Consider the following 12,922-nt stretch of genomic DNA (forward strand, 5'->3'; position numbering starts at 1 on the left):
GGCCCCCACGCTCGTCACTTCGTGTACTGCGCTGCCCCCCGAGGGGGCCCTCGCTCCTTGGAGCGGTCCTTCGGTGCTCGTCATTCAATTCAATCCTTGCGTTCAGGAACATTGTTCAGCGCCTCGACCAGGCTGTCCACGCGGATGGGCTTGGTGATGTAGTCGTCCATGCCGGCGGCGAGGCACATCTCGCGGTCGCCCTGCATGGCGTTGGCGGTCATGGCCACGATGCGCGGGCGTTCGCCGGGCTGCAGCCGCGCGCAGATCTGGCGGGTGGCGTCGAGGCCGTCGAGCTCGGGCATCTGCACGTCCATCAGCACCACGTCGTAGGCCTGGCGCTCCACGGATTCCACCGCCTCGATGCCGTTGGAAGCCAGGTCGGCGCGGTAGCCCATCTGCTGCAGCAGGCGCATCGCCAGCTTCTGGTTGACCGCGTTGTCCTCGGCCAGCAGGATGCGCAGCGGATGCCGCGCGGCCATGGTCGGATCGATCTGCGGCTTGGCGGAGACGGTGGGCGCGGCCTTGGCGGTCACCGGTTCGTGTGCGAGGAGGCCGACCAGCGTGTCGAACAGTTGCGACTGGTGGATCGGCTTCGACAAGTAGGCATTGAACAGCGACTCGGCATCGGCTCCCACTTCGCGCCGGCCGAGTGAACTGAACAGCACCAGCGGCAGCTTCGGGTGGCTGGGGCGGATGCGGCGGGCGAGGTCGGTGCCGTCCATCTCGGGCATGTGCATGTCGAGGATGGCAAGGTCGAAGCGCTCGCCTTGTTCGAGCCAGCGCAGCGCCTCCAGCGGCGATGCGGTCTCACGCGCCTCCATGCCCCACTTGGCGGACTGCAGCGAGAGCACACGCCGGTTGGTCGCGTTGTCGTCGACGACGAGCACGCGCTTGCCCTGCAACTCGGCCTGCACGCCGGTGAAGATGCGCCGCTTGCTCGGCGGCATTTCCGCCACGGGCATCTCGGCGGTGAAGAAGAAGGTCGAGCCGGTGCCGGGGCCGTCGCTCTCGACCCACATGGTGCCGCCCATCAGCTCCGCCAGCCGCTTGCTGATGGCCAGGCCCAGGCCGGTGCCGCCGTACTTGCGCGTGGTGCTCGAATCGGCTTGCGAGAACGACTGGAACAGCCGGCTCATGCCTTGCGGCGACAGGCCGATGCCGGTGTCGCGCACGGCAAAGGTGAGGCCGACCTTGCCCACGGGCAGGGCGTTGGCCGAGACGGTCAGCACCACTTCGCCGTGCTCGGTGAACTTCACCGAATTGCTCAGCAGGTTCAGCAGGATCTGCCGCAGCCGCGTCAGGTCGCCGCTCACGCCCACCGGCACGTCGCCCTCGAACACATAGGCCAGGTCGAGGTGCTTCTCGGTCGCGCGGGTGCTGACCAGGTCCAGCGCCGACTCCACGCAGTCGCGCAGGTCGAACGGGTGCGACTCGATGTCCATGCGGCCGGCCTCGATCTTCGAGTAGTCGAGGATGTCGTTGATGATGGTCAAGAGCGCGTCGCCGGAGTCGCGGATGGTCGACACGTAGTCGTGCTGCTCGACGTCCAGCGGCGTGTCCAGCAGGAGGCCGCTCATGCCGATGACCGCGTTCATCGGCGTGCGGATCTCGTGGCTCATGGTGGCCAGGAAGGCGCTCTTGGCTTCGTTGGCGGCTTCGGCGGCGGCGCGGGCCTCCTGCGTTTCGTTGAACAAGCGCGCGTTCTGGATCGCGATCACTGCCTGGTCGGCGAAGGTCTTCAGCAACTTGATTTCCTTGTCGCTGAAGGGCTCCGACGGATCGCGCGTGACGTGGATCGAACCGATGTTGCGGGCCTCCCATATCAGCGGCGCGACCATGATCGCGAAGTTGCCGACCTGCTCCGCCACCTCCCTCATGAACCAAGGCAGGTGGGGCTCGGCGAGAGCATCGGGGATGTGCAGCACTTCGGTGCCGCCCATGGCCACGCCGATGGGCGAGAGGTCGAACGGTCGCGGGTAGTACTTCTCCAGCACCTCGCGCGCATTGCCGCGGTGCGCGCCCAGGTGCACCTGCCCGTCGCCGCCATTGAGCGAGATGCCGAGTTGCGAACCAGAGAACAGACGCTCGCAGCTTTCCAGGATCTTGTCGAACACGGGCTGCGCGTTCTCCATCGAGTTGCTGATGACCTGCAGAACATCGGCGGTGGCTGTCTGCTGTTCCAGCGCCTCGGTGGTTTCGTTGAAGAGGCGCGCGTTCTGGATCGCGATCACGGCCTGGTCCGCGAAGGTCCTGAGCAAGGCCATCTCGACGGTGGTGTAGGGCTTGGGCGAGGTGCGGCCGACCAGCACCGAGCCCAGGCCATGGTCCTCCCACAGCATCGGCGCGAGCAGCAGGGAACGGATGCCGGCCTGCACGGTCAACTCGCGCAGGGCCTCTGGCACGCTGGGGTCGGTCTGGACATCGGGGTAGTGCAGCACGCAGCGATCGTCGATGGCCAGTTGCGTGCCGCTGCCATCGTAGGCGCGCGACTCGTCAGGGTGGCGGCTCTCGCCATAGGGACCGATGGCGGCGGCGAGATGGAGCTGGCCGTCGTCGCCGATCAGCATGGTCGCGAGTTCGTCGCTGGCGAGCAGGCCCTGGCAGCTCTCCAGGATCTTGCGGAAGACCGGCTTGGCATCGGCCATGGATCCGCTGATGACCTGCAGCACCTCGGCCGTGGCGGTCTGGCGCTCCAGCGCCTCTTGCGTCTCGTTGAACAGGCGCGCATTCTGGATCGCGATCACGGCCTGGTCGGCGAAGGAGCTCAGCAGGCCGAGTTCCTTCTCGGTGAAGGGGCGGGGCGGCACGCGCACCACCGACAGGGACCCGATGCCACGGTCGTTCCAGATCATCGGTGCGAAGGCGATCGAACCATTGCCGACGGCGCGCCCCGCGGCCTTCACCGGCTCCGGCACTTCGTCCGACGCGAGCAGGTCCGGGAAGTGGAGGATCTGCCGCCTGGCGATGGCGCGGCCGGTGAGCGAGTTGCCGAGCGGTTGCGGCAAGGCCTGGAACGCGCGCTCGTAGAGCGGGCCCATGCGCGCGCCGGGCAGCAGCATGTCGTCGTCGCTGACCAGGTAGATGGCGGCGTCCTCGATCGACAGCAGCCGGGCGCAGCTCTCCAGGATGCGCTTGAACACCGGCATGGAGTCATTGACCGAACGGCTGATGACCTGCAGCACCTCGGAGGTCGCGGTCTGGCGCTCCAGCGCCTCCCGCGTCTCGTTGAAGAGCCGCGTGTTCTCGATGGCGATCACGGCCTGGTCGGCGAAAGTGCTGGCGAGCTTGGTTTCCTGCTCGCTGAACTTGCCCGTGGTCGTACGCAGGATGCCGATGCTGCCGATCGCGCGGCCCTCCTTCATCAGCGGCACGAACAGGCCCGACTGGTAGCCCAGCGCGAGCGACAGGTCCTTCATCCGGGCGAACTCCCTGGCGCCTTCCCGCGTGTCCGCCACGTTGATGAGGCGCGCGTCGATGATGCAGGCGCCAGCCGCGCTGTCGCGGTCCAGCGGCCACGGCTTGAGGAAGCCGCCTTCGCGCTCGCCGCGCGTGCCGTCGTCGGCGAAGGCCACCGTTTCAACCATGCCATCGCGCGGAATGCAGAACGCCACCGCGCGGCCCTCGAACAGGCGCTGGCAGGCTTGCACGATGGCATCGAATACCGGCTGCGTCCGTGTGGGCGAACTGCTGATGACGCGGAGGATGTCAGCGATGGCCGTCTGCTGCTCCAGCGCCTCGTGCGTCTCGCGGAACAGGCGCGCGTTCTGGATCGCGATCACCGCCTGATCGGCAAAGGTCTCGAGCAGCGCGATTTCCTTACCGGTGAAGCCGGTGGCGGGCTTGCGGATCACGTTGAGGTAGCCGATCGGCTGGCCCTTCCAGGCCATCGGCGCCACGAGTTGCGAATAGGCGCCGATGTCCAGTGCCTGGGCGATCTTGCGCACCGCCCAGTGCGCCGACGGGTCCAGTGCATTGACGAAATGCAGCGTCTTGCCCGCACGGATGCCGCGTTCGAAATCGGCCGAGGGAATCTTCGTCGCGAAGATCTTCTGCAGCGTCGGCAAGGCGGGGCCGTGATGCGCCGCCAGTTCGACGAAGCCGTCCGCGCCCAGCAGCAGGATGCCTTGCTCGTTGCTGCTCAGCAGCTTCTCGCAGCTCTGCAGAATCTTGTCGAACACCGGCCCCGTGTCGGCCACCGAGCCGCTGATGACTTCCAGCACCTCGGCGGTGGCGGTCTGCTGCTCCAGCGCGTCCTGCGTCTCGCGGAACAGGCGCACGTTCTCGATGGCGATCACGGCCGGGCCGACGAAGGATTCGAGCAGGCCGATGTCCTTGTCGTCGAAGCCGTCCGGTTCCTTCTGCAGCACGGCCAGTCCGCCAATGGCGCGGCCCTCGTGCAGCAGCGGCGCATAGAGGCCGGAGCGGAAGCCGCTGGCCACGCCGAGTTGCTGCAGCATCGGGTGCCGCTCCACCGCGGCCACGAGGTCCGGCAGGTGGATCACACGCTTGCCCGTGACGCAGGCGCCGACCGGGCTGCTGTCGTCCACCGGCAGCACCAGGCTGGGCATCCCGCCGTTGCTGGCCCGGGCGTGCAGGCCGTCCGCTTCCACCAGCCATAGCACCACGCGGCTGTCGTGCAGCAGCTTGCCGCAGTTGGTGACGATGGCGTCGAACACCGGCTGCGTGTCGGTCATCGAGCCGCCCAGCACGCGCAGCACGCGCGCGGTCGCGGTCTGCCGCTCCAGCGCCTCCTGCGTCTCGTTGAACATCTGGACGTTCTGGATCGCGATCACGGCCTGGTCGGCAAAGGTCTTGAGCAATTCGACCTGGTGGCTGGAGAACGGTCCTGGCGCGACACGGGTCACGCTGATCATGCCGATCGGCACGTCTTCATGCACCAGCGGCACGTTGGCCTGGCCGCGCCAGCCGCGGCGCTGCGCCAATGCGCGCAACTCGTCGGAGACCTCGGTGTTCGACTCGATGTCCTGCATCAGCAGCGGTTGACCGGTGAGCAGCGGCCGGTAGATGGAGTCCGAGTCGACCGGCACCGGGAAGTACTTCTTCAGCGCCTGGTCGCCTTCCTCGGTGGTAGGCGTGAAGGCCGAGAGATGGACCGAATCGCCGACGCGCCTGAGCAAGGTCGCCGACAGTCCGCCGACCAGTTGCCGCGCGCTGAGCACGATGGCGTCGAACACCGGGCGCACGTCGGCCGGGGAACCGGCGATGACCTTGAGGATCTCGGCGGTGGCGGTCTGCCGCTCCAGCGACTCCTGCGTCTCGTTGAACAGCCGTGCGTTCTGGATCGCGATGACCGCCTGGTCGGCAAAGGTGCGGAGCAGGTCGAACTCCTTCGCGCTGAAGGGCACCGGCGGAAAACGCGTGACGTGAATGGTGCCGATGCCCTGGCCCTCCCACAGCATGGGCGCGATCAGCATCGAGAAATTACCGACCTCGCGTCCCTTGCGGCGCATCGCCTCGGGCACGTTCGGCCCGTTGACGATGTCGGGATAGTGCACGACCCGGCGCTTTCGGATCGGGTAGGCCTGGTAGGACTGTTCGAGCGGTCGCGGATAGCCGCCCTTGTCCAGCCCCTGCCGCAATGCCTCGGCCGTGAGGCCGTCCTCGCCCGGCGCGACGGCAATCGCCTCGTGGCGCACCATGCCGTCGTCGCCGACCAGCGAAATGATGGCGTGGCCGCCGGTGAACAGCCGCTGGCAGGCCTTCACGATGGCCTCGAACACCGGCGCACTGTCGGACACCGAGTTGCTGATCACGCTGAGCACATCCGCCGAGGCCTTCTGCTGTTCCAGCGCCTCCTGGGTCTCGTTGAACATCCGCGCGTTCTGGATCGCGATCACCGCCTGGTCGGCGAAGGTCTTCAGCAGCACGGCTTCCTGCTCTATGAAAGGCACGGGCGGCCGGCGGATCACGTAGAGCGTGCCGATGCCGCGGCCTTCCCACTGCATCGGCGCGAACACCTGCGAGTAGTTGCCGATCTCCAGCATCGCGCCGACGTTGCGCACGCCCTTGGGCGTGTCGGCGCCGTGCATCACGTCGTCGAAGCGCAGCACCCGGTTCTCGCGGATCGCCTGGTGCACCGGCTCGTCGCGCAGCGGCAGCGGGAAGATGCGCGCCACCGCCGGCGCCGACACGCCGCGATAGGCAGCCGAGCACAGCAGTTGCCGCTCCTCGTCGATGGTGAGGATGCCGAGCTCCGAGCTGCGGAACAGGCGCTCGCAGCGTTCCAGGATCTTGTCGAACACCGGCGCGGCGTCGGCCACCGAACTGCTGATGACCTGCAGCACGTCGGAGGTGGCGGTCTGGCGCTCCAGGGCGTCGCGCGTCTCGTTGAACAGGCGCACGTTCTCGATGGCGATCACCGCCTGGTCGGCGAAGGTCTGCACCAGGCCGATCTCGGCCGGCGAGAACGGATGCACCTGGTTGCGCAGCAGGGAGATCACGCCGACGGCCTGGCCGTCGCGCAGCATCGGCACGGCCAGCACCGTGCGGAAGCCGTTGCGCGCCTGCAGTTCCCGCACATCGGGATATTCGGTGTCGATCAGGGGCACGACGTCCTCGACATGCACGGTCCGGGCATGCATGAACGCGCGACCCGCGACCGAACCGCCGCGAATCGGCAACTCCATGCCCGCGCCGTCGGCGTACTCGGGCCCATAGCTGGTCATGGCGCGCAGCTTGCCCTCCATCACCAGCCACACCCGGCTGCCCTCGGCGCGGCACAGCAGGCCGGCGCGCTCGGCGACCGAGTCGAGCACCGGCTGCACATCGGTCGGCGAGGCGCTGATGACCTTGAGCACTTCGGCCGTGGCGGTCTGGCGGTCGAGCGCCTCGCGCGTCTCGTTGATGAGGCGCACGTTCTCGATGGCGATCACGGCCTGGTCGGCGAACAGCTTGAGCAGGTCGATCTGCCGCTGCGGTGTCTTGCCGGGCTCCGGCCAGGCGGTGACGATCACGCCGACGACCTCGCCCTCCTTCATCATCGGCGCGGCGATCATGCGGCGCCGGCTGCCGGTGCTGGCGAGCGTGCGGTCGTAGTCCGGGTCGGCCCAGGCGTCCTCGTTGCTCAGGGCGCGGCGTTCGAGGATGACCCGGCCGTTCATCTGGTGCGGGTCGGGCGGCGCGGGCCACATCGTGCGCGCCGCTTCCAGCGCCTCCGGGGACCAGTTGCGCGTCGCGGCCAGGCGGACCAGGCGGCCGTCGTAGGTGAAGATCGAGGAGGAGGGCCCTTCGAAGAGCCACATCGTGCAGTCGAGGATGGCCTCGAACACCGGCATCACGTCGGTGCGCGATTCGCTGATGACGCGCAGCACGTCGCTCACCGCGGTCTGCGATTCGAGCGACTCGGTCAGCTCCGCGGTGCGCTCCTCCACCTTGTGCAGGGCCTGCGTGGTCTCGTTGAACAGGCGCACGTTCTCGATGGCGATCACAGCCTGGTCGGCGAAGGTCTGCAGCAGGGCCACCTGCTGGTCGTCCCAGGCGTCGGGTTCGGCCCAGCCCACGGTGATGGCGCCGATGGGCTCGCCGCCTCGCAGCATCGGCACCGTGACCTGGCTGCGGGTGCCCAGCGACGCGATCATCTGCAGCGACAGCGTCGGCACGTCGTTGGGTTGCTGGATGTCCTTGACGAAGTAGGGCTTGCGGGACCGGATGACGACGCCGGCGATGGTGTCGTCCGCCGCCTCCCGCGGGAAGATGCGGTTGAGCTTGCGCAGCTTGACCGGATGCACGCCGCCCACGGCCACCATGTGGATGGTGGTGCCGTCGTAGCGGTAGACGCGGCCCATGCGCGCATTGCACAACTGCACCGCGCGCTCCACGATCACGTCGAACACCGGCTGCACGTCGGTCGGTGAACTCGCGATGACGCGCAGGATCTCCGCCGTGCCGGTCTGGCGCTGCAGGGCCTCCTGCGTCTCGTTGAACAGCCGCGCGTTCTGGATCGCGATGACGGCCTGGTCGGCAAAGGTCTTGAGCAGCGCGCGCTCGCCGGGCGTGAATGGCCCGACCTCGCTGCGCTGCATGCTCAGGACGCCGATGCCGCGGCCTTCCAGCATCAACGGGGCGGCCAGGTTGGCGAAGCTGCGGCCGAGTCGTTGCGCATTGAGGCGCAGCATCGGCGGCGCATCCGGAGCGGCCAGCACATCCGGGAACTCCACCACGTCGCCGGTGCGGAAGGCGAGCGGGGCGGAGGTGTCGGCTATCGGCATCGGGTAGCTGGCCTGCATCGCCAGGCCGAGCTGCGCAGCGCGTTCGTCGCCGATCACCGCCCGGCCGGCCGCGGTCATGCGCCAGCGCGTGAGCGCGATCTGCCCTTGCGGATCGACCATCGTCAGGGAGAACGAACTGACGTCGAACAGGCGGTCGCTGCACTCCATGATCTTGTCGAACACCGGCCCGGTGTCATGGACGGACTTGCCGATGACCTGCAGCACCTCGGCCGCGGCGGTCTGGTGGGCCAGCGCCTCCTGCGTCTCGTGGAACAGCCGCGCGTTCTGGATCGCGATGACCGCCTGGTCGGCAAAGGTCTTGAGCAGCGCCCGCTCGCTGGGCTTGAACGGCCCGACCTCGCCACGCTGCATGCTGAGCAGGCCGACGCCCTTGCCCTCCCACATCAGCGGCGCGGCCAGGTTGGCGAAGCTCTTGCCGACGAACTCGGCATAGAGGCGCAGCGCCTGCGGCGCATTCGGGTCGCCCAGCACATCGGCGTATTCGACCAGTTCGCCGGTGCGGAAAGAGGCCTCTGCGGCCGTGCCGACCAACGACATCGGGTAGCTGGCCTTCATCAACGGCCCGATCGCATCGATGCGCTCCTGCGCGATCTCGGCATGGCCGGCGGCCGTGACGACCCAGCGCGTCAGTTCGAGCTGGCCGTTGGCGTCGAGCATCATCAGGCCGAAGCCGCTGGCGTCGAACAGGCGCTCGCAGCGCTCCAGGATCTTGTCGAAGACCGGCCCGGTGTCGGCGACCGACTTGCCGATGACCTGCAGCACCTCGGCGGCTGCCGTCTGGTGCGCCAGCGACTCCTGCGTCTCGTCGAACAGCCAGGCATTGTGGATAGCGATCACGGCCTGCTCGGCGAAGGTCTTGAGCAGCGCGCGATCGCTCGGCTCGAAGGGGCCCACGTCGGTGCGCTGCATGCTGAGGATGCCGAGGCCCCGGCCTTCCCACATGAGCGGCGCGGCCAGGTTCGAGTAGTTGAGGCCCGCGATCTGCGCGTTGCGGCGCAGGGACGGCGGCGCGTCCGGGTCGTTGAGCACGTCTGCGATCTCGACCAGGTCGCGGCGCTGGAAGGCGAGTTCGGCGGAGGTATCGGCCAGCGGCCGCGGGTAGACCGACCGCAACTGAACGGCGAGTTCATCCGCACGCTCATCGCCGATCGCTGCGCGGCCGGTCCTCGACATGCGCCAGCGCGTGACGTTGAGCAGCCCTTGCGCGTCGACCATGTACAGGCCGAACGAAGAGGCATTGAACAGGCGGTCGCAGCATTCGAGGATCTTGTCGAACACCGGCCCGGTGTCCGCGACCGACTGGCCGATGACCTGCAGCACCTCGGAAGCGGCGGTCTGGTGCGCCAGCGCGCGTTGCGTCTCGGCGAACAGCCGTGCGTTGTCCAGCGCCGCGCTCATGCTGCCGGCCAGCGTTTCCAGCAGCCGGATGTCGGAAGCGCTGAACGCATGCTCGTGCTGCAGGTCGGCCAGCGAGATCATCCCGACCGCCTTGTCGGCCACCACCAGCGGCACCAGCACCTGCGACTTGGGGTAGCTGGGGTGATACGACAGCCGCACCGAGCCGGCCTTCACGGCTTCGGCCTCCAGGTTCTCGTCGACCAGCAGCGTGCGCTTCGTGCGCAGCACCTGGGCGCCGAAGCCGGTCGGCGCCATCGACTCCATGCGGAAGCGCTCGCCCTGGCGCCCGATGAAGGGGTAGTGCAACAGGTTGGTGGCGGCGTCGTAGATGCGGATGCCGACATCGGCCCATGGGAACACCTGGCTCAGCTTGTCGCCGACCGCGTCGTACACGCCTTGCAGGTTGAGCTCGCCGGCCAGCGCGTCCTGCACCGCGGCAATGATGGCCAGTTCGGCATTGCGTGCCTCGGTCTCCTTCAGGAGCCGCTGGGTTTCGTCGAACAGGCGGGCGTTCTCCAGGGCGCCGCCCATGCTCGCCGCCACGGTCTGCAGCAGCCGGATCTCGTGCGGGCCGAAGGCGTATTCGCGCTCGTGGTTCTGCAGGCCGATGGCGCCGAGCACGCGCTCGGTTCCGATGATGGGCACGCCGACGATCGAGTGCGCCCAGTCGGTGCCCGGCGAGGGCCCCATGCCGGCCTGCGTCTGCTCCGCGCGCGTGTTCGCCAAGCCCACCTCGCCCGCCACAAAAATGCGCGTCACCGGATCCCCCGGCTTCAGCGCGCGTGCCGGCAGCAGGGGCAGCGGCTGGTTGTGCTCGTAGCGATACAGCGCCTGGACCAGCCCGGTCTTCTCGTCGCGCCACATGATGGAGATGTCGCCGGACCGGAGCACTTCGCGCAGCTTGTCGCCCGCCAGGTTGATGATGTCCTGGAAGGACATGCGGGCTGCCACGCCCTGCTGGATGCTGTGGATGAGCGCAAGCTCGCTGGCGCGCTGCGCGAGTGCGTCGGCGCCTTCGGCAAGCGTGCGTTCCAGGGCCTCCTGGCGGCGGATGCCGGCCAGGGTTGCGGCGGCTTGGCGCGCCAGCAGGGCGAGCGCGTCGCGGTGCGTGTTGTCGAAACGTCCGTGCGTGCCTTCGATGTCGGCGTAGAGATAGCCGAGCAGGTTCCTCTTGTCGACGAGGGGCGCGATCAGGCAGGAGCGCTGCTCGGAAGGACCGGCGCCCTCGGGGCCGTGTCGCAGGCTGGGCTTGCGCGAGCGTCGGGCCGTGGCAAGCCAGGGCTCGATGGCGCCCAGCAGGGTTGCTGCCTCTTCACCCTCCGGCAGCTTCGCCCCCGCGATGTGCAAGGTGTTCTCGCAATCGAGCACCAGCAGCGCGCGCTGTGCGCCGATGAGCGCCACGGCCTCATCGACCAGCGCGTTGCGCCATTCGTCCTCGCGGCTCAAGCCGGCCAGCCGCAGGCCGCTCTCGAACAGGCGCGCATCCAACGAGGCTGGCCCCGACAGGGTCTTGTGCATTTCAGGGTTCGCGCCCGGTGGTCAGCGGGTAGCCGCTTTCGCGCCAGGCCTTCATGCCGCCGTCCAGCGCGACCGCATGCGCGAAGCCCATCTCGCGCAGCGTGGCCGCGGCCAGCGTGGAGATGTAGCCCAGCTCGCAGCAGGCCAGGATGCGCCGTGTCGGATCGGGCAGCTCGGTGTTGACGCGCAGCTCCAGCTGGCCGCGCGGCAGCAGGCGTGCGCCGGGCACGTGGCCCGCCTCGTAGGCGTCGCGCTCGCGCACATCGAGGACGATGAGGTCGTCTTCCTTCGCCTCCACGCGCGACTTGAGTTCGCCCAGTGACATGAAGGGCACGGTGGCGGTGGCCGCGGCCAGCAGGTGCGCCACCGTCTTGCCGCCGCTCATGTTGGTGCGCAGCGCCTCGGTGATGTGCGTGGGCATCGTGAGGTTGAGCGTGCGCATCATCTCGACGAACTCGGCGCGGTCGCGCTTCTGCAGGCGCGGGTTGTTCGCGAGTTCGTCGGCGATGGTGGAATGGCTGCGGCCCTTGTAGTCGTGCGCGGGATAGACCTTGAGCGCGGCGTCGAGCTTCAGCAGTCTGTTGAACAGGCTGTCATGCAGTTGCTCGGGGTCGCCGCTGGGCAGGTCGGTGCGGCCGGTGCCGCCGATGAGCAGCGTGTCGCCGGTGAAGACGCGGTCGCCCACCTGCAGGCACATCGAGTCGGCCGTGTGGCCCGGCGTGTGCAGCGCACGCAGCCGCAGCTTGCCGAGCACGACCATCTCGCCGTCGGCCAGCCGCATGTCGACGAAGGGGGCCGGGCTCTTGCGGTGCATGATGACCGGCACGTTCAATTGCCGTGCCAGTTCCTTGGTCGCGGAGAAGTGATCGGCATGCGTGTGCGTGTCGATCAGGTAGCGGATGCGCACGCCGTCGCGCGAGGCGAGGGCGATGTAGTGGTCGATCTGGCTCAGCTCCGGATCGATCAGCGCGGCAGCGCAGGTGTCGTCGCAGCCGATGAGGTACGACTGGCAGCCGCCGGTCGCAATCTGCTCGAAGACCACCCCGGCTCAGCCTGGCTGTTTCACCACGCGCAGGTACGGCTTGGGCGCCTTCCAGCCGTCGGGGAACAGCTTCTTCGCGTCGTCGTCGGACACCGAGCCGGCAATGATCACGTCCTCGCCCTTCTTCCAGTTGACCGGCGTCGCGACCTTGTGCGCGGCGGTGAGCTGCATCGAGTCGAGCACCCGCAGGATCTCGTCGAAGTTGCGGCCCGTGGTCATGGGGTAGGTCAGCATCAGCTTGATCTTCTTGTCGGGGCCGACGATGAAGACCGAGCGCACGGTGGCGTTGGTGGCGGCGGTGCGACCCTCCGACGTACCGGCCTCCTCGGCCGGCAGCATGTTGTAGAGCTTGGCCACGGCCAGGTCGGTGTCGCCGATCATCGGGTACTTCGGCAGGAAGCCCTGCGTCTCCTCGATGTCCTTGGCCCAGCGGTCATGCGCGTCGACCGGGTCGATGCTCAGTCCGATGAGCTTGGCATTGCGCTTGGTGAACTCCGGCTCGATCCTGGCCATGTACCCCAGCTCGGTGGTGCAGACGGGCGTGAAATCCTTGGGATGCGAGAACAGGATGGCCCACTTGTCGCCGATCCAGTCATGGAACTTGATCGGGCCCTGCGTGGTGTTGGCCGTGAAGTCGGGAGCGATATCGTTGATGCGCAATGACATTCCAGTTCCTTGGGCAGAGGTCGAGGAGACACGTTTTGCCGGCTGTGCG

General features: G+C 68.0%; 3 protein-coding genes. All 3 read right to left on the reverse strand.

Features of this window, described 5'->3' with window-relative positions; translation table 11 throughout:
• Positions 1-89 precede the first annotated feature (89 nt).
• From HB681_RS19780 to HB681_RS19790, 3 genes are read right to left on the reverse strand one after another with little or no spacing between them, the layout of a single operon-like run.
• Positions 90-11,165: a GAF domain-containing protein gene (locus tag HB681_RS19780; protein ID WP_213956579.1), complete on the reverse strand. Its 11,076-nt coding sequence runs from the start codon at positions 11,163-11,165 to the stop codon at positions 90-92.
• Position 11,166: 1 nt separating this feature from the next.
• Entirely contained in the window at positions 11,167-12,207 is a 1,041-nt protein-coding gene (locus tag HB681_RS38760) for an MBL fold metallo-hydrolase (protein WP_213956580.1), read from the reverse strand.
• Between the two features lie 6 nt (positions 12,208-12,213).
• The gene (locus HB681_RS19790; RefSeq protein WP_213956581.1) at positions 12,214-12,873 is read right to left on the reverse strand and encodes a peroxiredoxin; all 660 of its coding nucleotides are present in this window, start codon (positions 12,871-12,873) and stop codon (positions 12,214-12,216) included.
• Positions 12,874-12,922: the final 49 nt, after the last annotated feature.

Source organism: Variovorax sp. dw_954, from assembly GCF_018449755.1.
GTDB lineage: Bacteria > Pseudomonadota > Gammaproteobacteria > Burkholderiales > Burkholderiaceae_C > Variovorax.

Excerpts from the sequence above, each read along its gene's own strand:
- HB681_RS19780 (WP_213956579.1), bottom strand. The coding sequence starts at position 11,165 with ATGCACAAGACCCTGTCGGGGCCAGCCTCGTTGGATGCGCGCCTGTTC.
- HB681_RS19790 (WP_213956581.1), bottom strand. The coding sequence starts at position 12,873 with ATGTCATTGCGCATCAACGATATCGCTCCCGACTTCACGGCCAACACC.